Source organism: Labrenzia sp. 011 (genome assembly GCF_003075075.1).
Classification (GTDB): domain Bacteria; phylum Pseudomonadota; class Alphaproteobacteria; order Rhizobiales; family Stappiaceae; genus Roseibium.
On record NZ_QCYM01000012.1, the window covers coordinates 110,243 to 132,589 of the forward strand.

Annotated in this window: 23 protein-coding genes; 10 read left to right on the forward strand and 13 right to left on the reverse strand. The window is 62.6% G+C overall.

Annotated features, from left to right (window positions below; translation table 11 throughout):
• Position 1 precedes the first annotated feature (1 nt).
• On the forward strand, positions 2-751 hold the full coding sequence (locus tag DCO57_RS14135; protein WP_116699554.1) for a peptidoglycan-binding domain-containing protein: 750 nt from the start codon (positions 2-4) through the stop codon (positions 749-751).
• 93 nt (positions 752-844) lie between these two features.
• Complete coding sequence (locus tag DCO57_RS14140; protein WP_116699555.1) at positions 845-1,228, forward strand: DUF1491 family protein; 384 nt, start codon at positions 845-847, stop codon at positions 1,226-1,228.
• Between the two features lie 156 nt (positions 1,229-1,384).
• Here DCO57_RS14140 and DCO57_RS14145 read toward each other — a convergent pair whose 3' ends face one another.
• Complete coding sequence (locus tag DCO57_RS14145) at positions 1,385-2,518, reverse strand: DUF2336 domain-containing protein (RefSeq protein WP_116699556.1); 1,134 nt, start codon at positions 2,516-2,518, stop codon at positions 1,385-1,387.
• Positions 2,519-2,979: 461 nt separating this feature from the next.
• Between DCO57_RS14145 and DCO57_RS14155 the strand changes: the two genes are divergently transcribed.
• Complete coding sequence (locus tag DCO57_RS14155; protein WP_116699557.1) at positions 2,980-3,837, forward strand: hypothetical protein; 858 nt, start codon at positions 2,980-2,982, stop codon at positions 3,835-3,837.
• 123 nt (positions 3,838-3,960) lie between these two features.
• Here DCO57_RS14155 and DCO57_RS14160 read toward each other — a convergent pair whose 3' ends face one another.
• Genes DCO57_RS14160 through DCO57_RS14170 form a run of 3 tightly spaced genes read right to left on the reverse strand, consistent with a single transcriptional unit; the run spans position 3,961 to position 7,399 of the window.
• The gene (locus DCO57_RS14160; RefSeq protein ID WP_116699558.1) at positions 3,961-4,521 is read right to left on the reverse strand and encodes a hypothetical protein; all 561 of its coding nucleotides are present in this window, start codon (positions 4,519-4,521) and stop codon (positions 3,961-3,963) included.
• Positions 4,518-5,204, reverse strand: coding sequence for a DUF1214 domain-containing protein (locus DCO57_RS14165; RefSeq protein WP_116699559.1), 687 nt, complete (start codon positions 5,202-5,204; stop codon positions 4,518-4,520). Before DCO57_RS14165 ends, DCO57_RS14160 begins: the two co-directional genes overlap by 4 nt.
• The gene (locus DCO57_RS14170; RefSeq protein WP_116699560.1) at positions 5,201-7,399 is read right to left on the reverse strand and encodes a PBP1A family penicillin-binding protein; all 2,199 of its coding nucleotides are present in this window, start codon (positions 7,397-7,399) and stop codon (positions 5,201-5,203) included. Before DCO57_RS14170 ends, DCO57_RS14165 begins: the two co-directional genes overlap by 4 nt.
• Positions 7,400-7,748: 349 nt before the next feature.
• On the opposite strand from DCO57_RS14170, the gene DCO57_RS14175 reads away from it, so the two are divergent.
• Positions 7,749-8,228 carry a YcgN family cysteine cluster protein gene (locus tag DCO57_RS14175; RefSeq protein WP_116699598.1) on the forward strand — a complete coding sequence of 160 codons (480 nt, stop codon included), beginning with the start codon at positions 7,749-7,751 and terminating at the stop codon, positions 8,226-8,228.
• Positions 8,229-8,404: 176 nt separating this feature from the next.
• Here the strand turns inward: DCO57_RS14175 and DCO57_RS14180 are convergent, their stop codons facing one another.
• Together DCO57_RS14180 and DCO57_RS14185 are read right to left on the reverse strand one after the other, a co-directional pair.
• Positions 8,405-9,406 (reverse strand): P1 family peptidase, encoded by a 1,002-nt coding sequence (locus DCO57_RS14180; protein ID WP_116699561.1) that lies wholly within the window; start codon positions 9,404-9,406, stop codon positions 8,405-8,407.
• Between the two features lie 54 nt (positions 9,407-9,460).
• A complete protein-coding gene (locus DCO57_RS14185) occupies positions 9,461-9,988 on the reverse strand; it encodes a flavin reductase (protein ID WP_116699562.1) in 528 nt (175 codons plus the stop codon).
• A 243-nt stretch (positions 9,989-10,231) separates the two neighbouring features.
• Here DCO57_RS14185 and DCO57_RS14190 point away from each other — a divergent pair, with 243 nt between their 5' ends.
• Positions 10,232-11,335: a branched-chain amino acid ABC transporter substrate-binding protein gene (locus tag DCO57_RS14190; protein ID WP_116699563.1), complete on the forward strand. Its 1,104-nt coding sequence runs from the start codon at positions 10,232-10,234 to the stop codon at positions 11,333-11,335.
• Positions 11,336-11,386: 51 nt separating this feature from the next.
• On the opposite strand, the gene DCO57_RS14195 is transcribed toward DCO57_RS14190, so the two are convergent.
• Positions 11,387-12,001 carry a YceI family protein gene (locus tag DCO57_RS14195; protein WP_116699564.1) on the reverse strand — a complete coding sequence of 205 codons (615 nt, stop codon included), beginning with the start codon at positions 11,999-12,001 and terminating at the stop codon, positions 11,387-11,389.
• A 291-nt stretch (positions 12,002-12,292) separates the two neighbouring features.
• On the opposite strand from DCO57_RS14195, the gene DCO57_RS14200 reads away from it, so the two are divergent.
• Together DCO57_RS14200 and DCO57_RS14205 are read left to right on the forward strand one after the other, a co-directional pair.
• Positions 12,293-12,766, forward strand: coding sequence for a L,D-transpeptidase (locus DCO57_RS14200; RefSeq protein WP_244287948.1), 474 nt, complete (start codon positions 12,293-12,295; stop codon positions 12,764-12,766).
• A gap of 250 nt (positions 12,767-13,016) precedes the next feature.
• The gene (locus DCO57_RS14205) at positions 13,017-13,931 is read left to right on the forward strand and encodes a hypothetical protein (RefSeq protein ID WP_116699566.1); all 915 of its coding nucleotides are present in this window, start codon (positions 13,017-13,019) and stop codon (positions 13,929-13,931) included.
• A 4-nt stretch (positions 13,932-13,935) separates the two neighbouring features.
• Here the strand turns inward: DCO57_RS14205 and DCO57_RS14210 are convergent, their stop codons facing one another.
• A complete protein-coding gene (locus DCO57_RS14210; protein ID WP_116699567.1) occupies positions 13,936-15,156 on the reverse strand; it encodes a VWA domain-containing protein in 1,221 nt (406 codons plus the stop codon).
• A gap of 28 nt (positions 15,157-15,184) precedes the next feature.
• The gene (locus tag DCO57_RS14215) at positions 15,185-16,123 is read right to left on the reverse strand and encodes a MoxR family ATPase (RefSeq protein ID WP_116699568.1); all 939 of its coding nucleotides are present in this window, start codon (positions 16,121-16,123) and stop codon (positions 15,185-15,187) included.
• 162 nt (positions 16,124-16,285) lie between these two features.
• Here DCO57_RS14215 and DCO57_RS14220 point away from each other — a divergent pair, with 162 nt between their 5' ends.
• Both DCO57_RS14220 and DCO57_RS14225 read left to right on the forward strand, forming a co-directional pair.
• A complete protein-coding gene (locus DCO57_RS14220; protein WP_244287946.1) occupies positions 16,286-16,633 on the forward strand; it encodes a c-type cytochrome in 348 nt (115 codons plus the stop codon).
• Positions 16,634-16,774: 141 nt separating this feature from the next.
• Positions 16,775-17,047, forward strand: a complete 273-nt coding sequence (locus DCO57_RS14225) for an usg protein (RefSeq protein WP_116699569.1) — start codon at positions 16,775-16,777, stop codon at positions 17,045-17,047.
• A 109-nt stretch (positions 17,048-17,156) separates the two neighbouring features.
• Here the strand turns inward: DCO57_RS14225 and DCO57_RS14230 are convergent, their stop codons facing one another.
• Together DCO57_RS14230 and DCO57_RS14235 are read right to left on the reverse strand one after the other, a co-directional pair.
• Positions 17,157-17,960, reverse strand: coding sequence for a methyltransferase (locus DCO57_RS14230; RefSeq protein WP_116699570.1), 804 nt, complete (start codon positions 17,958-17,960; stop codon positions 17,157-17,159).
• 5 nt (positions 17,961-17,965) lie between these two features.
• Positions 17,966-18,202, reverse strand: a complete 237-nt coding sequence (locus DCO57_RS14235) for a DUF2007 domain-containing protein (RefSeq protein ID WP_116699571.1) — start codon at positions 18,200-18,202, stop codon at positions 17,966-17,968.
• A gap of 176 nt (positions 18,203-18,378) precedes the next feature.
• Here DCO57_RS14235 and DCO57_RS14240 point away from each other — a divergent pair, with 176 nt between their 5' ends.
• Positions 18,379-19,395: a polyprenyl synthetase family protein gene (locus DCO57_RS14240; RefSeq protein WP_244287947.1), complete on the forward strand. Its 1,017-nt coding sequence runs from the start codon at positions 18,379-18,381 to the stop codon at positions 19,393-19,395.
• A gap of 80 nt (positions 19,396-19,475) precedes the next feature.
• Here DCO57_RS14240 and DCO57_RS14245 read toward each other — a convergent pair whose 3' ends face one another.
• A complete protein-coding gene (locus DCO57_RS14245) occupies positions 19,476-20,357 on the reverse strand; it encodes a 4-(cytidine 5'-diphospho)-2-C-methyl-D-erythritol kinase (RefSeq protein ID WP_116699572.1) in 882 nt (293 codons plus the stop codon).
• A gap of 11 nt (positions 20,358-20,368) precedes the next feature.
• A complete protein-coding gene (locus tag DCO57_RS14250; RefSeq protein WP_116699573.1) occupies positions 20,369-22,156 on the reverse strand; it encodes a tetratricopeptide repeat protein in 1,788 nt (595 codons plus the stop codon).
• Positions 22,157-22,347: the final 191 nt, after the last annotated feature.

Below are 22,347 nucleotides of genomic sequence, written 5' to 3' on the forward strand. Positions count from 1 at the left end.
CATGGCAAAACAGGTAAAAAAGAAAAAACAGGCCAAGACGCCCGACTCGTTCATGACAAGGGCAGGGCATGCGGCGCTCGACAATCCGGTGGCGGCGGGCGGTACGGTCGTGATGGGACTGACGGCCTGCCTGATCGTGGCCAATGCCGTCGGACTGCAGCCGGGAAGGCACCCCGCGCCGCTCTTTGCAACCCGCGAACGATCCGACGCGGTGCAGCTTCCCGAGCCGGGAGACCGGCGCAGCGGATTGCAGGTGCAGGAAATCTCGACCCTGGTGCTGGATCTGCAGATCTCCCTGAGAAAAATCGGTCTGTATGAAGGGCCACTTGACGGTCTGAACGGACCGGCGACGGAGCGTGCGATCCGCGCCTTCGAGCGTCGCGCCGGGAAAGTGGAAACCGGTGAAGCCAGCGAAAGCCTGCTTGCGCTGGTCCTGATGCAGGGGGATGCACCGCTGGCCGGACAGATGCCTGTGCCGCGCGCCAAGCCCGGATTTTCCGGCACCCCCGTTCAGGACACCGGTCCGGAAGCGGTTGCCGGTGTCGATGCGGATCCCCGACTGATGAAGATCCAGAAGGCGTTGTCTGAGCTGGGCTATGGTCCGCTGAAGGCGGACGGCCTTATCGGAGCCAACACCACTGCGGCCATCAAACGGTTCGAACTCGACCGGGGACTGCCCCTGACGGGCGAGCCGGGGCCGGTGGTGATCGAGCGCCTGGAAATGATCAGTGGCCGCTCGCTTTCCGGCTGAATTCTGATATGAGACAGCGTTTCTGGTGAGGCTCTGCTGCGGTTTGCTCACCGCTGCCGCGCCACTTCGCCGTTTCCTGTCGAGGATCGTTGAATGCGGGTCACGTCCGATTTCTTTGTCAGTGCGCTTGTCCGCCGTGTGTTCAACAGCGGCGGTTTCGCTGCGGTCTCGAAACGCGGTGCACCTGAAGCGGGTGCCGTGTTCGTCAGTGTCGACAGGCTGGATGGCACCTTCGACTTTTACGGCCCCGCACCGCAGTCCATGTTCAGCGATCTTCCCGACGGCCGCCTGTTCGAGCGGATATTGCTTCAGGCTGATGGAGAGCAACTGGCCGAACGTCTTCAAAAGGAGCGCCGGATGGATCCGGATTACTGGCTGGTGGAGATCGAGGCGCGGGACGGGCAGGTGGATCTGCCGCTTGCCGGCGATGAACCCGACGCCGATCCCGATCCCGGCAAGGGCCTGTTCCGGTTCTAGGCGCAACCTCATTATTGAAGACGAAATGGCATGGGAGATGCGTTCAGGCGACCACCTGAAGTCAAGTCACGAGACATCCTCTCGACGTCCCTGCATTGCGCGGATTGGTGATTTCATAGGCGGACACCGTGTGTCCTGCGGTCCGGTCGTCGGCGATCAGCTGCCGGTCTTCTGGCGTGCAGGGCCGATCTCGGCGGCGCCCGAGGTGGTCCGTGCGGTCTCCTGGGGCCTCCTGGTTTCCTGATACTGGGGAGCGTGGCGAGGAGACGCCGTACCCGTGTCCTCATCCCGCAGGATCCACTGACTCGTCAGAACGCCGGCAGCACCCACGCTCAGCGTCCGGTGGAAGCGCAGCAGACCGCGCAAGTCCGACAGTGGCATGTCTTCCCCGAACATCCGGATCAACACGGTGGCTGTCTGCGAGGGGGACATGCCCAGGGCCTTGAGCGCGATGGTCAGACCGTCTTTCTGGGTCCCCTGCAGCAACTGATCGCACACGGGCTGCGACAGGCTCAAACCCTGATTGAGAAGAGCGGCAAAATGCGGGCGGTCGCCGGCGCGGGCCCGGGCCACCAGGGCATCGCAAAGACGACCGTCCCGGCGATGGAGAGTTCCCGAACCGGGCGTGCGGGCCTTGTCGACGAGGCTGGTGATCTCCGCCGCCGCAATGGCCTTTGCCTTGAGCGGAGCGGGCAAATGCAGGTACTGGCCCATGAGACCGTCGGGATTGAGCGCATCCTGCCCGGCCAGTTCCAGGCCGAGAGCGGCAACGATCTCGCTGCGGCGGCTGAGCTTGTCGTGATGGACCGGAGCGAGGCGGACATCTTCCCGTTGCAGCAGAACCCGGATGACATCGGCGCCCGCGTGCTCGCACAGGGCGGTGAGAACCGATTCGCGCAATGAGGGGCGGTTGGCAATCGCACGCCGGAGCGAATCCGGTCCGGACCTGACCTTGCGCAGCAGGAGATCCACAGAAAGCCTTTGACTGTAACGAAGCGCCGGATAGGCGGTCAGTTCGTCCTCGTCGGAAGCCAGGAGTTCCAGCAGGTCGTCGGGTATTTCCGGATGGGCGGCGAGCATGGAGGCAATCCGGCGGCGATCCTGAAGAGTGGTCGCGGGCAGGAGATTGCGTGCCAGTTCCAGAAAAATCTTCTTTTCTTCAACGTCATGCCAGGACTTCCCGACGAAGAGCTCCGTTGCCGCGAGCAGCACGCCACCATCCTGCGGCGCCTTTTTCCGGCCATGCGCGGACGTGTGAACGGATGAATCGACGTGAGGCCTTTGACGCATGACACCTGTCTACAAAATACAGAAGACCGGACCACCGGCTGGAGTTGTTTCGTTCAAATTGCCCTAAAAGCGTTAGCATCCTGTTAACCCTGACGGCTTCCTAATGAAGCTCGCAGGAAGTAATGCGTCGCCCGTTTGACCGAGTTCCGCCGGTATGACACCGCCGGAGCAAGAGGAACCGAAGGAGGAGACGATGGGCAATTTGTTGGACTTCGCGTCAGCACAGCGCCCCGCTGCACGAGTGGGGCGTCCATGTGACAGCCGCTACGCGACCGGCCGGGATGCCATTGGAGAAGTTATCCTCTTCCCAGGTGTCCGGTATGAGCGACATGACCTTGATCTTGCCGCGCGAATCGCGACCATCGGAAAAGCTGCTGGACCGGCCGGCTCCGACAAGGACTGACGGTTCGCGTCACTCCAGCCGCGTTGCCGACACTTTCAGCGGTTTGGAGAAACGCCCTATGGGCAAATGTGAAGCGGTACATTCCGGTTCCGCGCAGGGCGGGGCACAGAGATGCGGACGAGGCCTTGCGCTGGCCGCTGTCCTGCTCGCCACCGCCTCCCTGGCTGCCTGTGTCCGTCCGACCGGAGATTTCGATCGTGCGCGCCCCTCGGTGATCCATGACGACCTCATGCCCAGAGCCGGAAATGAAGCGGCACGGCTGCGCGGCGATCCTGTGTCGAAATTCAATTACACCAATGACGAAAAGCTGCTGCGCAACCGCGGCTGGACGCTGATCCGTCCGCCCTGGACCAAGGACTGGATCGGCGGCACCATGGTGGAGCTGTCGCGCACGCGCGTGCTGCCGGAAACCGAAGGCCGCGTGCCGCCCGATCTTTACCTGATCTATCTGCGCTCGGACAAATTCCGGTCCTCGGACGCCCGCTACGACAAGATCGCGTCCGATGCATCCGGTGACGCGGAACTGGTCATGCCGTTCTGCACGGTGGCGGTCCGGGTCGAAAAGGCGGATGACGAGCGACTGAGGGTTCTGGGCAACAAGGCGGTGACCACCCAGGAAACCTATGACGGCGCCAAGGCGCGGGTGTGGGAAAACCGGGTGATGACCAAATGGGTCGCTCAAGCGCTGCGCTACCGGATCATCGCCTACAAGAAGGCGCTGGAAGGTCTCGAGATCGAAACACCCAGCCGGGACCGGGTCTGGAAAGTCAACAATGCCATCCGCGAGCTCGAGGGTCAGGTGAAGCTGGCCGAGGCAAGCTGCGAACGGGGCAACCGCTACAGCAGCGATGCGCCGGCCAGGAAATCGCGGATCTACACCGGCTGGGGTGTCGAGCGGGCGCCGGTGGTGAAGTAGCGCGCGCCGCGTCCGGAAACGTGCCGGCCAAATTCGAATGCACGGGCCGGCAAAAACCACCTTCCGACATTGTCATGTCCGCGCATTCGCTCGCCGGGAGGCGCGCGGCCGATGTCCGATGCCTCAAATCGTTCCGCAGCGCGCCGCCTGCAGCGCCCCGTCGACTTCCTCCGCCCTGGAAGCATGCGGAACATAGGCTCTCAGAAGGGCGAAGCCACTGATCGGCTCCGGCGTTTCGATGACAATCAGGTCTTCCAGGTTTTCCGGCGGGTTCTCGCGCAGGATGGAGAGCTGCTGGGTGGTCAGCACCAGCATGGAAAGGCGTTCGGCGCCGGCGGTGCGGTTGTTGAGGCTGTAGACCGCTTCGCCGGCTGCGTTGAACAGTCCGATGGACCAGAAGGACACGGGGATGCTGGCGTCGAAAAGAACCGGTCCATCGTCCAGCTGGAAACGGCAGGCGGCGTGTTTCATCGCGGGATCGAGATCCGGCAGGACTTCCTGACCGGGTTTGACATCCGGCAGAAGGTTGAACTGCCGGTCCGTGCCGTAGCTGGCGATATTGTCATAGGCGCTGTGCTGCACATTGCGCGGAATGCTGAGGACCACCAGAATATGGATGATGGCCGCGAGGCACAGGGTTGCCAGAATACCGACCGTCAGGGTGAACCGGGGGGAGAGTGTCACGGGCAGCCCGTCCTTTCGATCACCGGCATGCTGACACCGTCCAGGGCCGCGCCCGTGGTCACCGGCGCATCGTAGAGCCGCAGGACGAAGCGCAGGCCGTCACTGGCGCTGGCTTCTGCTGCAAGGGGAAGCCAGTTGCCGGAGTGGGGCGCCGTTGCGGCAGTAATCTCGAAGGTGCCGTCCGGGGCGCGCAGGAGGTTCTGGCTGACCACATGAACCCGGCCGGACAGGGTTTCGACAAGGTCGCCACGGCCGTCGACGGCGGTCAGGGTCCACAGGCGTGCCGATGGGGTCTGTCCGGCGATCCGGTAGACGCAGGTCGGGTCGAGCAGATGACCGGCGCTGTCTTCACGCGCCACCAGCGCCAGGCCTTCGCCGCTTGCCAGGGGAATGACCGCGCCGCGCGTATAGATGGCGACCGAATAAGGGTCGGCTTCCGCGGTGCCTGCCTTCGGATAGGCATGCCAGGGTCCGATGGTGACGGCATCGAGAGGCTGTTCGCGCTCGATGACCAGATAGGCGGAACTGATTCCCAGAAGCGAGGCCATCGCAAGGACCAGGGAGATTGCGGCCAGCGTGCGCAGGGGATGGCTGCGATAGGGGCGGATGACCCGTGGCAGATCGGTCTCGTACCAGCCGGTCTCGCCGCTGATGATACGCGGCTGCGGGGAGGTCTCGCTCATTGCGCGGCCGCGTAGTCAGTCGGCGCGGCGCTTGGTGACGGAGCGACGCTGGCGTTGGACTGTTCCAGCAGCAGCCGGAAATCCTTGCCGATGCGCAGCAGCAGGTCCTGCGTGCGCCGCTTGAGGACACGCGGCTGCGGTGCTTCGGCGTCCTGTGCCGCCGGTTTGGCCGGGCTGGCGCGGGCCAGTCTCGGCAGGTTTTCCGCATCGACGCCGGGCATGGGCGCCAACTCGATGCCGTTATGGGCAAATTCCATGTATTTCTGCCAGGTCATGGCGGGCAGACTGCCGCCGGTCACGCGCCGGGTGGAGCTGAAGTCGTCGTTGCCGAACCAGACGGCGGTGGTGAAATTGCCCGTGTATCCCACGAACCATGCGTCCCTGTAGGCATTGGTGGTGCCGGTCTTGCCGGCCGCGACCACACCGTCGATACGGGCACGCCGGCCGGTGCCGGCCTCGACCACATTGACCAGGATTTCGTTGAGCTGGTGCACCTTGTCTTCCGGCAGGACCCTTTCGGGCGGCGGTTCGTCCTTTTCCCGGCGGTAGAGAACCTCACCGGCGCTGTTGGTGATTTCCATGATCGCATAGGACGTCGCCTTCATGCCCCCGTTGGCAAAGACGGAATAGGAGGAGGCCATGTCGATCACCGTCACTTCCGAGGAGCCGATGGGCAGGGAAATGCCGTTTTCCAGCTCGTGGGTGATGCCCATGGCATAGGCGGTTTCTATGATCTTCTCGCGGCCGAAATCCAGGGAAAGACGGACCGGAATGGTGTTGATCGATTTGGTCAGGGCCGTTCTCAGGGTCACCGGGCCACGATAGCTTCGGCCATAGTTCCGCGGGGTCCAGTTGCCGATATAGACCGGCCGGTCGGGCACGATGCTGTCCGGACCGTAGCCGTTCATGAAGGCGGTGATATAGACGAAGGGCTTGAAGGAGGAGCCGGGCTGGCGCAGGGCGTTGACCGCACGGTTGAACTGGCTTTCACCATAGGACCTTCCGCCCACCATGGCAACCACCGCACCGTCGGGGAGCATGGACACCAGCGCGGCTTCATTCGCGTCGCGCAGCTTGCCGTTTTCCCTGAGGATGGTTTCCACCGCCAGATCGGCCTGGCGCTGCAGGGCGGGGTCCAGGGTCGTGCGCACGGTGACGATACGGTCGTGGGCAAGGGCGGGATTGCGGCGGGCCAGTTTTTTCACTTCCTCAAGGGCCCAGTCGAGGAAGTATTCCGGCAGCTGTTCCTGCGAGCGGTCCACCGCAACGGCAGGGTTGCGGCGGGCGCCGATGACCTGACCCTCGGTCAGGAAGCCGGCCTGGACCATGTTGGTCAGAACTTCATTGGCGCGGGCCCGGGCGGCGGGCAGATTGATGTGCGGGGCGTATTTGGTCGGCGCCTTGTAGAGGCCGGCAAGCATGGCGCTTTCGGCGAGGGTCAGTTCGCGCACATTCTTGTTGAAGTAGAATTCGGCCGCCGCGGTCACCCCGAAGACGCCGCCACCCATGTAGGCGCGGTCGAGATAGAGCTTCAGGATTTCCTGCTTGGTGAGGTTCGCCTCCAGCCAGAGGGCCAGATAGGCTTCCTTGATCTTGCGGATCAGGCTGCGTTCGTTGCTCAGGAAGAGGTTCTTGGCAAGCTGCTGGGTGAGGGTCGAACCGCCCTGGACGACGCCGCCCGCGCGGGCGTTTTCGACCATCGCGCGGAAGGTGCCGAGGAAGTCGATGCCGAAATGGATGAAGAAGCGGCGATCCTCCGTGGCCAGGGTGGCCTTGACGAGGGAATCGGGGATCTCTTCCAGAGGCACGCTGTCGTTGAGCACGATGCCGCGCCGGCCGATCTCCTTGCCGAATCTGTCGAGGAAGGTGACAGCGAAATCGTCGGTGGTTTTCCAGTCGGCATAACGGGTGGCCTCGAAGGCGGGCTGGGCGAAGGCCAGAACGACGATGAAACCGACAAGACCATAGGTGAGGGCGTCGGAGGACAGTTCCGCGAGGGCGCGCCAGATTCCTTTCGCCCGGAAGCGGCGCAGGAAGGCGTCATAGCCTTCGAAGGTCCGGCGTATCGCGGCGCCGCTTTTCCAGAGGGCAGTATCGACAAAGGCATCGACGGCGAGAAAGAACCGGCGAATACGGTGACGCTTGCGCGGCGGTTCATTGCCGTCGATTTCACTTGAATGCGGTTCGTCGGCCACGCGAACGGGTTCTCCGGATCAAAATGGATCAACTTAAATTACCGGTTTTTTGTCCATGTGAAAACCGGTCTCCTACATCTGTTCTTATTGTACGCGGTTTGTTGATCTTTCCTGAATTCCGGCAGTGGGACGGCAATATTTGCGGAAAAGGGGCTCGCAAGCGTCGCTTTCTTGCCGGCCGGGCCCTGGCATGCTACGCGCTGGGGCAGATCCTGGAAACGCGGAATGGCTGGAGAGCTCCCCGGAACCGGCGTGATTCTCCGGATTGTGCCCTGGGATTTCCGCTCCGGGCGGCCTGAAAAGGGCGGGTCGATCTGACATGTGCGGACAAGAAGACGCGGACAGAACAATGATACCGGCAGATACCCAGGAACCGCTTCCGTTCTGGAAAACCAGAACGCTGGAGGAGATGAACACCGAAGAGTGGGAATCCCTGTGCGACGGCTGTGGCCGCTGCTGTCTCAACAAGCTGGAAGACTGGGACACCGGCGACATTGTCTGGACCGACGTTGCCTGCACGCTTCTGGATGGCGAAAGCTGCCGGTGCAAGGATTATGAAAACCGCGCGGCGACCGTGCCCGATTGCATCCAACTGACGCCGGAAGAGGTCCGTACGCTCACCTGGCTGCCGCCCACCTGTGCCTACCGGCTCGTCCGGGAAGGCCGGGACCTCTACTGGTGGCATCCTCTGGTGTCGAAAGATCCCGAATCCGTGCATCGGGCCGGCATATCCGTGCGCGGCCGAACCGTGCCGGAAGACGGGATAATCCTCGAGGAATATGAATTTCACGTCGTCGACTGGCCCGGGGACATGCCCGAGACCCGGTAACAGACCCGCCGTGACGGCGAAGCAGCGCTTCGAGTGCCCCGCGATCCGCAAGCCGATGACTTTTCGGCAGATTCGCGCCATGCGCCAGGAGGGCCACCAGCCCGTCGATCATTGCCGCAGCCGGATGTTGCGCACCCGCATGGGCCGTCTTCCGGGGTCCGGGGGACCGTTTCCGGCTATCCGAAACGTTGCTGCCAGGTCGGAACCGGGTCGCCGGTGGCAGGCGTTGCATGATAGATGCCCCTGGCAATGGCGCGGGCAAGGCAGGAGGCCGCGCCGGCACCGAGTTGAACCATGTCCTCCAGACCGTTTTCCAGCCTGCGTCTGCCGGTGGAAATGGCGAATACGAGATCGCCGTCGAGCGGCGTATGGGCGGGCCACAGAGCCCGGGCAAGGCCGTCATGGGCCATGACGGCGAGGCGCTTGGCTTCTCCCTTTGTCAGGATCGCGTCAGTGGCCACGGCGGCAATGGTGGTGTTGGCGCCGGCCTTCAGCCCGTCCAGCTTGGTCCGCACAAGGGTCGCGTCACCGGGCAAGGGGTGCACCATGCCGAGCCCGCCGAATTCATCGCCGATTTCGAACGGCGCGGCCCAGAAATGCGCGCCGTCTCCGACCGTCGCCCGGCCGAGAGCATTCACCGCCACGATGGCCCCGATGGTGACGCCGCTGTCCAGAACCATTGATGCGGAGCCCAGACCTCCCTTGAGATTGGCGGTCGTGGCGCCGGTTCCCGCGCCGGTCGAGCCGAGCGGGAAATCATGGCCGATGGCGTCCAGCGCGGCGCGCCCGAGATCGCGGTAAGGCGCGGCCTGGCCCCAGCTCTTGTCACCCCCGTTGAGCAGATCGAACAGGATGGCCGTCGGCACGATCGGCACCCGCACCGGACCGATTTCGAAGCCATAGCCGAGTTCCGCCAGACGTCCCTGAACCCCGGCGCCGGCATCGAGGCCGAAGGCGGAGCCGCCCGCCAGAACGATGGCATCGATCTTTTCCACGGTCTGCTCCGGCTCCAGCAGCGCAATTTCACGTGTGCCCGGCGCGCCCCCGTGAATGGCGACCGAGGTAACCGCAGGCTCGTCCGGAACAAGAACGGTTGCCCCGGATTTCAACTCCTGGTCGGAAGCGTTGCCGACCTTCAGGCCGGGGACGTCGGTGATCAGATTGCGCAGGCCGGCCATGAGGTGTCTGTCCCAGATGTCGCGTAGGGGAAGACGAGTTTGATCGTCCCGCGCCTACGTGTCGAGGCTTTTGTAGCCCCTGCGGACATAGAGCAGGGATTTGCCCGGATCGGTCATGCGCAGATCGGCAACCGTGCCGACGATGATGGAATGCGTCCCCATTTCGGTGACCGAACACACATCGCAATCGACGCTCAGCCGCGCACTGTCGAGGGCCGGACAGCCCGTTGCCAGCGGAGTCCAGCTTCCCTTGGCAAAGCGGTCGGGCATGTCCAGGTTGTCGCGTCCGGCAAAGGCGTCGGAAATCGCCTCGTGATCGTCGCTGAGCGTGTTGAGACAGAACCGCCGGTTTTCCAGCACGGCCGCGTGAATGCGTGTCTGCCGGTTGAGACAGACAAGAATGCTGGGGGGATCGTCGCTGACGGAACAGGCGGCGGAGACGGTTGCACCCACGCGCCCGCCCGGTCCGTCGGTGGTCACCACATGGACGGCGGCAGCTATGCGGCTCATGGCTTCGCGGAACACCTTCATGTCGAGCGGCAACCTGACCTGATCTTCCGGGTCTGAAGAGGATGAAGGCATTCTGTCTGCTCCATGGGTCAGCGGCAATGGAATCGGGCAGGGCCCAGGGTGCGGCGGGAGTTTATTGGTCCGGGAACCAGGGCGCAATCATCGTGCCCGGCACGGCTCCGAACATAGGGATATGGGGCGGGAGACCCTGGGTGTGAACTCATAAATCTCCCGTATTTTTCCAAGCCGGATTGAGCTCGTTATCCGCGCAGGTTAGGGGTAGAAGAGCAAACCACAGGATTTCCGGGGAGAAACATGAAAAAACGGCAACTTGCCGCCAGCGTATCCGTTCTGGTTTTCGGTCTCCTTGGCGGGCCGGCCCTTGCGGATATTCCGATTGCGGTCGCAGGACCGATGAAAGGCCAGTTCGCCGCGTTCGGTGCCCAGATGCTGGCAGGAGCCGAACAGGCGGTCGCCGACATCAATGCGTCCGGGGGCGTGAACGGGGAACCGCTTGTGCTTGAAGTGGCCGATGACGGCTGCGACGCGGAAAGGGCAACCGCCGTGGCCAACCAGATGATCGGCAAGGATGTCAGGTTCGTCGCCGGGCATTTCTGTTTCAGCAGCTCGATCGCGGCCAGCGAGGTTTATTCCGGTGCGGGCATCGTGCAGATGTCCCCGGCGACCACGCTGCCAGCATACACCGATCAGCGTCCGGGAGCCGGCATCTTCCGGCTGGCGCCGAGGGATGACCAGCAGGGCCGGCTTGCCGGCCGCCTCCTGGCGGAAGACTTTGGCGATGCACGGGTCGCGATCCTTCACGACAAGACCGCCTACGGAAAGAGTCTCGCGGATGCGGTCAAGACCGAGATGAACGCACGGGGCAAGTCGGAGAGCCTGTTCTACGGCTTCGATTCCGGCGGACATGACTACAGCGGGCTTGTCTCCCGGCTCGCGCTCGAGGATGCCGGCGTCGTCTATCTGGGCGGATATCATCCAGAGGCCGGGCTGATCAGACTGGAGATGGACCGTCAGGGTCTTGATGCGGTGCTGGTGTCCGGTGATGCGCTGATGACGGAGGATTTCTGGTCCGTGACGGGGGCGGCGGGCGAAGGCACCCTGCTCAGCTATCCGGAAGACCCGCGCGACAGTCCGGCAGCGAGCGAGCTGGTGGGCGTACTGGAAGAGGCCGGCAAACCGGCCGATCGCTACGCCCTGACAACCTATGCGGCCATTCAGGCCTGGGCCCAGGCGGTGCAGACCGCGGGTGGAACGGAAGAAGACAAGGTTGCCGCAGCGCTCCGGGACGGCACGTTCCACACAGTGATCGGCACGGTCTCCTTCGACCAGAACGGCGACAGCAATGTGCCGGCCTATGTCTGGTATGAATGGCGGGACGGGGTGGCCCGACGCAAATAGGCCTTCCGGCATGTACCGGGAGGCGCATTGTCAGGCCGGGCGCGAAAAGTGCTACCCGCGCCGGCCGGTGCCGGTGATCTTCAGGTTCACCTTGTCCGCGTAGATCGGCATGCCGGCCTCCATGCCGTACAGGCTTCTGAAAAAGCCACCCGTGACCTCAAAGCCGACCCGGCCGTCCTTCCCGGTGCCGGTGACTGTCACGGAGAGCCGGGTGCGCTTCGTCATGCCGCGCATCGTCAGGATTCCCTCGACCTCGGCGGACTCTGCGCCGGTGATGCGCACGCGCGTGCTGCGGAAATCGGCGAGCGGAAATCTGGCGACGTCGAACATGGCCGCACTCTTGAGGAACCCCGTGATCCTGTCATTGCCTGTCTGGACGCTGGCCAGGTCGATCGTCACGCGGACGCGACTGTTCTGCGGCTGCCCCTGATCGAGGATCATCCTGCCCGAGACTTTCTTGAACTGGCCGGTGACCGGGCCGCCGCCAAGCACCCGGACGGAAAAGCCCGTGTCGATCTGGGCCGGTGAAAGCACATAGGTTCCGGAGATCGGTCCGGAATGGGCCGGAACGGAGACGGCCAGAAAGGACAGGGCGACGACCAGAAACCTCAGGGAACTTGCCAGGTGTTTGGCGAAGACGGTTTGCACGGTAGCGGAAGAAGTCATCGTGTCAGTCCTTCATCTGGGCATCGGCAACACATTCGCCGTGGCGGGAAAAGCATCGGCCCTCAAGGACCGGTCTTGCAGATGAATTATCGCGGTGTATCGCTCCGGGCACAGTGCTTCGCGTCACAGCGGAGCAACTGCGGTTGCTGCACCGCCGTTAACCTTCCGGTAAGAAAGTGGGGCCGGACACGTTCATTCAGGAGTGCCCAGGCTGTATTGTCCCGGAAAAGTTCGGGAAAAGCCATGTATTTGAAGTTCTTGTTCCGTTTGATGTTGCTGGCGCTCGCGTTGATGCCGCTGAATGGCGTAACGCCTCCGGCTCATGCGGCCGAACTTGTCGGGTTTGCCGATGCCAGGTTCCGGCCCGGCACGATCGTGATCAGAAATTCGGAGAAACGGCTCTATCTCGTGCTGAGGGGTCAAAGGGCCATCCGCTACAACGTGGCTGTCGGCAAACGGCAGAAAGCCTGGACAGGCAATGCCCTGATCACCGCGAAATACGTCAAGCCCGACTGGGCGCCGTCGCCGGAGGTGCGCCGTGATTTCCCGCATCTTCCGACCCTCATCCGGGGCGGGGCGCCGAACAACCCGATGGGCGTCGCCGCGATGACCCTGTCGAACGGCAACTACGCCATCCATGGCACCAACCGGCCGGGATCGATCGGCCGGGCGGTTTCCTACGGTTGCATCCGTATGGCCAATCACGACATCCAGGACCTGTTTCAGCGGGTTGGGATCAGGACGCCGGTTGTAGCCCTGCCATAAAACCTGCCCTAAGGTCATGTTCGTGTTGGTGCCATGAGCCCAAGGGGCTGAAACCTCAGGAAACATGCGGTTTAGGGCGGGTTTGTCGACCTGCCTGGCAAATTTTGCAACCGCAAATTACCTTTTGTAAATCTTACCAGAAGAACGGTCATTGAAAAAATAATCAACTATTGCGCGTATATGTGGGTTTCCTGTAACTTACTCGTGCGACGCCGCGTCCCGGAATTCGGAAGACTGATACTGGCTGGACATGACCGATCTCGAACTGTCAGACATTGAGAGTCCCCTGTTCCATCAGCTCATAGGCTGTTTGCTGCTGCTTGTGGTGATACTCGGTCTGGCGCACAACGTCTTTCTGTCTGTCGGAGATCCGGTCTCGGGAAGTTTGCCGTCAACCCATCCGGTGACCGCAGGCGGATTTCTGGTCCTCGCCGCAGCGCTTCTCTTCCATCCGCAATGGGACAGCTCCGTCAGGCTCAGCGTCACACTTGCGTGGATCTTCATCGTTCTTTCCTGCCTGCGTATCCTGGAGGCCCTTTATCCGGAACATCTGGCGGTCTTCACGGATGGACACATCACGGCTGCGCTGGAATCGGTCGGTCTTTACGGCCGCTTTTCGGTCGAGACCGCGCTGTTCTTGATGGGCAGTCTGGCCTATTTGCTCGCTCCGGAGCGCCAGGTGGTCGTCAGGCTTCTGGCGGTTTCCTGCTGCCTGGCAGTGCTCTCGCTCGGATTGGTCGAAGCCGCCTATTCGCTTTTCCTGTGGGGGGACGAGCTGTCGCTGATCACTCAGGTCGCGATGGTTCTGATCTGTGCCGACCTTGTCTACCGGATGCGCGACGAGGTGCCTTTTCACAGTGTCTTCCGCAAGGCACGGACATCCTTCTACGTCCGGTTTACCGTGCTGGCGCTCTACCTGTTGCCGATGATCATAGGCGCGGTTCTTCTCCATGAATTCAAGGTCTCTCCGGCATTCCGGACGCCGTTCGAATTCGCCTTTGCGGGCACAAGCTGGCTGATGCTCGGTCTCGGTCTGTCCATTGGAACCTTTCTGGACAACCGCATGCAGGAAAGAAGTTTCCGCCGGCGCCCCAATCCGGGCAACCGGCCGGAAACGGGCAATCAGGGAAACGATATTCCGGACAGCTTCAGCCGCACGTCCTGAAGTGTCACTTCAGCCAGGAGCGCGGATCGGCGGAGGCTGACGGGCGTCCACCGGACAGGGCCGTAACCAGATCGGCGACCGCATCCAAGGAATGGGCGGCACGGAATTCGTCGACATGGGGCAGCATGGCCCGGATGCCCTTGGCCTTGGCTTCGAACCCTCCGAAGCGCAGCAGGGGGTTGAGCCAGATCAGGCGGCGGCAGGAGCGGTGCAGCCGGTCCATTTCGCGCGCCAGATCCTCGTCGCTGTCGCGTTCCAGGCCGTCGGTAATCAGCAGCACGGTCGGCTGGCCCGACAGCACGCGGCGCGACCAGTGCCGGTTGAACTCATGCAGGGCCGAGGCGATCCGCGTGCCGCCGGACCAGTCCTTGACGCCCTCGGAGCAGGCTTCCAGGGATTCGTCCGGATCCTTCATTCTCAACTGACGGGTGACATTGGTGAGCCGTGTCCCGAACAGAAAGGTGTGCACGTCCCGGCGCTCGGCGGTCAGTCCATGGAGAAAATGCAGGAGCAGGCGGGAATACTGGCTCATGGAACCGGAAATGTCGCAGAGCGCGACCAGAGGCGGGCGTTTTTCGCCGGGCTTGCGGAACTTCAGGTCGATGAAATCGCCGCCGGCCTGCATGGAGGCGCGCAGCGTCCGGCGAGGGTCGACCCGTCCCCGTGTGGCCGCCCGAAGACGGCGCAGCCGGATCCTGTCCACCGGCAGGGCCATGTTGCGCAGAGCGGATTTCGCAGCGTCGATCTCCTCGGCCGTCATCTGGGCGAAATCCTTCGCCTGCAGCATCTCCTTGCCGGAGACGGTGAATCTGGCGTTCACCTCGATTTCCGGCACGGTTTCCTCCGCCACGCGCTCCCGGCTGGCCTCGAAGGCCTGAGAGATCCGGGTCTGGCCGGCCCTGGGTTTTTGCGGGGCACCGCGGGCGGGCGCAACGGGGGAGAGGATCGCCAGCAGTTTCTCGACCAGACCGCGGCTTTGCCAGTAGATCCTGAATGCCTCGTCGAAGAGCACCCGGTGCTCGCGCTTGCGTACGAAAACCGCATGCAGGGTCCAGTAGAGATCGTCCCTGTTTTCGATGCCGGAAACTTCCACAGCGGAGACCGCATCAACCACGGAGGCGGGGCCGACGGGAACACCGGCCTTGCGCAGCGTGCGGGCGAAATAGACGATATTGTCGGTTATGCGCGAGCGGAGTTCAGGCGTGGTCTGAATGGGAGCCTCCATGTCGTCGCGATCCGGGGATCGGTGCCATCTAGACCGTCGGCATGGTCTGCTGGGCAGGCGCATCCTTGCGGATATCGTCGATCATCTGCCGCACCTTCGAGCCGCGCACCCGTTCGATGTCGTCCTGGTATTTCAGCAGCACGCCGAGCGTGTCGGAAGCCATGTCCGGATCGAGGGCGATTTCATTGAGCTCGGACAGGGCGGTCGCCCAATCGAGCGTTTCGGCGACGCCGGGCTGCTTGAACAGTTCCTCTTCGGCGCGCAGTTTCTGCACGAAGGCAACGACTTCCGTCGCCAGCCGCTGGGCGGCGCCGGGGACCTTGCGCCGGACGATCTCCAGTTCCCGCTCCGCGTCCGGATAGTCGACCCAGTGATAGAGGCAGCGCCGCTTCAGGGCGTCGTGAATTTCGCGGGTGCGGTTGGTGGTGATGATGACGATCGGCGGCTCGTCCGCCTTGATGGTTCCAAGCTCGGGAACGGTCACCTGATTGTCCGCGAGCACTTCCAGAAGAAAGGCTTCGAAGGCCTCGTCGGCGCGGTCCAGCTCATCGATGAGAAAGACCGGTGCGCCTGAAAGAGACGGCTCCAGAGCCTGCAGGACAGGGCGCTTGATGAGGAAACGCTCGTCGAAGATCGACTTGGAAAGTTCGGTGTGCTCCATGTCTCCGGATGCTTCGGCGACGCGGATTTCCACCATCTGCGCCGGGTAGTTCCACTCATAGACCGCGGAGGCGACGTCGAGGCCTTCGTAGCATTGCAGCCGGATGAGTTCGCGACCCAGAGTGTCGGCAAGCACCTTGGCGATTTCCGTCTTGCCGACGCCGGCTTCGCCCTCGAGAAAGAGCGGACGCTTCATCTTCAGCGCTAGATGCAGGACCGTCGCCAGAGACCGGTCCGCGACATAGCCCGCCCGGTCCATCAGTTCCAGCGTGCCCTCGATGGAATCGGGTAAGGGGGTCGGGCTCATGTGTCCTCCAGTGCGTCCGTGATCTTCAAACATATATAGAGAGATGCGCCGTGAAACCATGCCCGGTGAGGGCAGAAGCGTCATCCCCGTGTTCATCCTAATGTATTTCCCGTTCAGGACCTTCTATAAAACGGCAGACTGATTCAAGGGAAGGATACCTTCGTGCTGAAATGGATACCGGGATTTGCGGCGCTCGTCTTGTCCGCCGGTGGCAGTTGTGCCTTCGCATCGGACGGATCCTATCCCGCCGATCCGGCCAGCGTGGCTTCGGGACGGGAACTTGCGGAAATCCATTGTGCGGTCTGTCACGCGGTGGGGACGGACGATGAGAGCGCGCAAAGCGGGGCGCCCGCATTCCGAGACCTTTCCAGCCTCTACCCTCTGGAAAGTCTGGAAGAACCTCTGGCGGAAGGGATCGTCACCGGACACGACGGCATGCCCGAATTCGCCTTCGCCCCGGATGACATCGACGCCTTTCTGGGGTATTTGGCCTCCATCCAGTCCAAATGAGCCGCCGAGGGGCGCAATCTGCTAGCAGCACTGTCATAGTGCTGCCAAAGTATTGGTTATAAACAGTATTTCTTCCTCGGTCGGTTTTGGATATCCTGTTTTTCGTGACACACTTTCTTTCGCAACAAAGAAAGGACCGGCATGAAAACCAGCTCAGACTTTGAAAAGCGGCTTCTCGGCTACGGCCTGCTTACGGCGGAAATCCTCTATCGGATTCCCGACCACCCGAAACTTCTGCAGAGCTTTCTCTGGCAGACGGAAGATCTGGCCCCGAAATTTCCGGAACTGAACCGGTTCCTGAAATTCTGGGAAAGGGAAGTCGAGGGCCGGATTCACTCGGTGCGCATTGCGCATCAGAATCTCATCACGCCGATGGACTTCCGCTTTGCCGATGGCGAGATCGTGGTGCATTGATCCAAGCCTGCCGCATGTCATCGACTGCGGAGGCTGACCGATACAGCACCACGCGGTGCGTCAGTCGATGCCACCGCTCTTCCGTTGACGGGAAGGACGGGGCAGGGAGTTAGCGACGCATGGAAAGTCCGAGACCCTGACCGTCGCGCATCACGGAGCGGGCCTGGCTCGTGAAGCCGGATCCTTCGCCTTCATGCAGCACGAAGCCCGGCAGGAGCCGGAAGGGGGCCTTGCTGGCTCGGATCGCGCGGATAAGGACCCGGGTGGCCGCCGCGTCATGGCGCGGACGCAGGGGAATGACGTCGATCGCCCCGAAACGCCCCTGCAGGACATCGAGCAGATGCTGCAGGCCATCGGCACGGAAGATGACCGTGAGACTGCCGCCGTCGCGGACGATATCCGTCGCGGTCTTTGCCCAGGGCTCCAGGCCGCGTTCATCCAGCATATGCGCACCGGCGCGCGCTTCCTTGGGCGAGGCGCGAAACCTGTCTGCCTCGTAGTAGGGCGGATTCATGATCGCGTGGTCCGCCATGGACGGCGTGAGGCCGGCCGCATGGCGCAGGCTGCCCTTCGCGGTGATATCCGCCTCCAGAAGGCTGACACGGTCCGTGAAAGCCACGTTTTCGGGGTCTTCCAGCCCGCGTCCGGCCAGAGCCAGCACGGTCGGGTCCAGTTCGACGAGGGTTACGCTGATGTCCGCCAGGCGGGCGGCGGCGCAAAAGCCGGCGGTTCCCACTCCCGCTCCCAGATCGACCACATGTCCGCTGGTTTCCTCCGGCAATGCGGCGGCGAGATAGACCGCGTCGAGGCCTGCCCGGTGCCGGCCGTGTCTGGGCTGATGCACATAGACCCTGCCCCCCAGAAAGGCATCGCGGGTCGTCTCGGTTTCGTGCGGTGGCAGGTGCGTGTTCATGTTCGTCAGGCCTGTCCGGTTTCCGGTCGCAGCTCCTCCCCCAGGCCCGCTTCGCGCACCAGCATGCGGGCTTTCGCGATCTGGTCGGAATGGACCAGCAGCCTGCGCGGGATGATGCCGAGCGACCCTTCCAGAACGCTCATATTGCCGTCTGCGACAAAATGTTTGATCGCGGCCTCTGTCAAAATCGATTCCACAAAGGAAATCAGGACAGGATCATTCGTTCTGATGAGTTCTTCCATTGGTTTCCCGGCCTTAGCTGCGTGGCGATATGCGGTGCGAAGGAGCAACGCCCGCCACCGGTTTACAGCAAAACCCGCCGAATGTGGCATTTCAACAGTTTGTCTGGGGATAGGCGTCTTGCCCCGGGCGCAATCGCACCATATTGTCCGCTCAAATATTCAGGGGAGTGCCGTGAGTGGCCTTTGTTGCGACCATTTCTGACAGTCAGCCGCGCCGGGCGAGCATTCAGTCTCTCGTGGAGCTCGTGTCCCCGGGCATGGCCAGGGTCAACGACCTGATCCTCTCCAAGGCGGGGTCCAACGTCGATCTGATCCCGGAGATTGCCAAACACCTGATCTCCTCGGGCGGCAAGCGCCTGCGCCCCATGCTGACCCTCGCCTTCGCGGACATGTTCGACTATCAGGGCGACGGGCATGTCACGCTGGCCGCCAGCGTGGAGTTCATGCACACGGCAACGTTGCTTCATGACGATGTGGTCGATGAAAGCGACATGCGCCGCGGAAAGCTGGCAGCCCGCAAGCTGTGGGGCAATCAGGCGAGTGTGCTGGTGGGGGATTACCTGCTCGGCCAGGCGTTCAAGATGATGGTGGACGTCGGTTCGCTGGAAGCGCTGCGCATTCTGGCTTCCGCCTCCGCGATCATTGCTGAAGGGGAAGTCCTGCAGCTCGGTGCGGCCAAGAACATCGCCACCAGTGAAGAGGATTATCTGCGCGTCATCGAGGCCAAGACGGCCGCTCTCTTTGCGGCCGCTGCCGAAGTCGGTCCGGTGATCGCCGGTCAGAACCGCGAACTCAAACAGGCCGCGCGCACTTACGGCATGGAACTCGGCTATGCCTTCCAGCTCGTGGACGATGCCCTCGACTACGGCGGTTCCTCCGCGGATCTCGGCAAGGATATCGGCGACGATTTTCGCGAAGGCAAGATCACGCTGCCGGTCGTGCTTGCCATTGCCCGCGGTTCGGATGCCGACCGGGCCTTCTGGAGCCGCTGCCTTGAAGGGGAGGGAATCGAGGAGGGCGATCTGGAGCAGGCCATCGAATTGCTCAGGAAATACGATGCGCTGACCGAAACCGTGGAGCGTGCCCGCAACTATGGCGAAAAGGCGCTTCGCGCCCTTGACCCGCTGCCCAAGGGCCCGCTCAACGATGCCCTGGCGGATACGGTTGCCTTCTGCATCTCGCGTGTGAGCTGATCTTCCTAATCAGTTGATTTGATTTATAAAGACAGGGAAATCTGCGCAGTGCCCAGTCGCCTGCGTTTCGAGCGGCGGCTTTAGGACAACGGGCCGGAAGCGATCCACCATTCCGGGTGCTCCACCCTGAGGCTGCGCTCGATGTCCGTGGCGTGTTCCAGTTCACACAGGCCGAAACAGGTGGCGCCGGAGCCGGACATGCGGGCCAGATCGACGCGGCTGTCCGCTTCAAGCGCCGCCAGGACCTCGCCGATCCGGCCGCAAAGCTCCATGGCCGGGGCCTGCAGGTCATTGCGGCAGCTTGCCAGATAGCCGGTCAGCTGGCCGAGGGTGTCGAAGCTTTCCGGAACCAGCGGCAGGGGCGGATAGTCCCGCCGGGTCATGGATTTGAACACTTCCGGTGTTGAAACGGCGGCCTTCGGGTTGACCAGAACGATGCCACAGGCCGGCAGATCCGGACCGGGGGTCAGCTCTTCCCCCATGCCGCGCATGATCTGGCATTCGGGCGCCAGACACACGGGAACGTCCGCGCCCAGTGACAGGGCCAGGGCGTGCAGTTCTTCATCGGGCAGATAGGTTCCGGTGAAGTCCTCGAGCAGGCGCAGTGTCGTTGCCGCGTCGCTGGAGCCGCCACCGATCCCGGAGGAGACGGGGAGGCGTTTGGTCAGCGTGAGGCGGATGTCCGGGCAGGGCATGTCCGCCCGTTCCGCGAAGGACCTCACGGCCTTCAGGATCAGATTGTCATCGGGGGAACCGTCAAGGTCCCGCGCGAATGGTCCTTCCACGACGAGGTCCAGCTTGTCCGAAGACGCCAGGGCGATGCGGTCGCCGATCTGCGGAAAAACCACAAGCGAATCCAGAAGATGGAAGCCGTCGGAGCGTTGCCCGGTGACGTGAAGGGCCAGATTGACCTTTGCCCGGGCAAGTTCCACCCGCGGAGAGGAAGGGCGGGAAGGGGCCATGGCGATCGCGATCAGCCGCCGTTCTTGTCGTTATCCGCCTTCGCGGCGTCCGTCACGGGAGCATCCGGCATGCCGTTCGCGATCTTGTCGAGGATCTTGGGCAGGTCCTTCTCGTCCGGTCCCAGGTCACGCGCATGGTTCCACTGGAACCGGGCCTCGTTGCGGCGGCCGACCATCCAGTAGGCGTCCCCCAGATGATCGTTGATGACCGGATCGGCCGGGCGCAGGTCGATGGCCCGCTCCAGTTCCTTGACCGCTTCCTCGTAACGTCCGAGGCGGTAATAGACCCACCCCAGACTGTCGACGATGTAGCCGTCCGACGGACGCAGCTGCACCGCGGTCTTGATCATGTCGAGCGCTTCATCGAGCTTCAGCCCCTGGTCGACCAGGGAATAGCCCAGATAGTTTAGAACCAGCGGCTGGTTGTCGTTGAGTTCGAGCGCCTTGCGGAAATCGGCTTCCGCAAGCTCCCATTTGCCCAGCCGTTCGCGGCTGATGCCGCGGAAATAGAGCAGCAGCCAGTGCCGGGATTCCAGCTTGAAAACCGTGTCCAGGCCCTTGGTGTAGGTGGCTTCCGCTTCGTCGTAGATCTCATGGGCGCGCAGGATGTTGCCGAGCGCGATGACCGCTTCAAGATCGGAAGGATCCTGATCGATCAGTTTCTGCAGATGAGCGCGCGACTCTTCCAGCTTGTCGAGCGAATTGTAGTTGAGGCCGATCTGGATCTCGGCCTCGCGTTTGAGGACGCTGTCATCGGGTACTTTGGACAGTGCGGCAATGGCCCGTTCCGGCTGGTTCATGCGCTCGAAGACCGCGCCGAGAGCGATGGCCGCGAATTCCGCCTTGGGGTCCAGATAAAGCGACAGCTGCAGATAGGACGTCGACAGTTCCTCGCCGCCGTCGCGGCCGATCACCGCGCCCAGGCCATAGAGGATCTCCGCCATGCCCTCGGCCGGATCGGTGACCAGCGGCGGAGCAATGTCGCCGCTTTCAAGGATGGCTCTCGTCTGGTCGAGCTTGGGATGGCCGCGAAACTGCTGGTCATACTGGTCGAGGACCTGAATGGCATCCTTCTGATGGGCGTTGGCGGCCAGAATGCGGGCGTAGGCATCCACGACCCGAATGGCACCCTGGTCGATCTCGTAGGCGCCCTCGATCGCTTCGAGGGCGGCCTGGTTGCGCCCGGCGGCGAAGAGGATATGGGCCTTGTGAGTCGCCTTGAAAACCTCGAACCAGTCCGGTCCGCTGAGGTTGTCGATTGTCTCGACCGCCGCGTCGATCTCTCCGGTGCCGTAAAGAGCCCAGGCGCGGGAGATGCCGACGGATAGCTGGGCCAGGGGCCCGTTTCTGCTTTTCGACAGCGCCGCATCGGCTTCCGGGTAACTGCCCTCAACCATGCGCTGCGCGCCCACGGTGAGCTGGGCGAGAAAATTCTCAAGCCCGTTCTTTTCCATCTCGTCCGCATAGACGACGGCCTGCTCGACGTCGCCATTGGCCAGTTTCAGCAGAAACGTACGTTCGAGGAGCATGCTGTTGGACGGATCGGCGGCCAGGGATTCCTCATAGAATGCAGCGGCCTGAGCGTAATCCTTCTGAAAGCCGGCGAGGCGTCCTGACAGGTAGCTGCCGGACAGCGTGAAGGGCAGATCGGAGGGGGTGCCGAGAGGTTCCGAACGGGCATTCGTTTCAGCGCCGGCGGCCGCCGGAAGAAGGGCGATTGCACTTACCAGCGCAAGGAGCTTCAGTTTGAAAGGCCTGCGGTCCATCCTGGTAACGGCGCCGGTCACTTGTGTCATCATTCGTCGCACTTCCGTTTGCTGAGCCCGTTTGGTGTTGCTTATTGCTTTCGACAATGGCGTCTTTAAGGCTGACCGGCAAGGCAGCTTGGATAACTTTCTGACGGTTTAAATCCATTCAATTTTGCCGAACGTCGGAAATCGCGCAACTTGTGGTGCGACGAAGCGCGTTTCTGCCAAAAAGAGCTTGATGA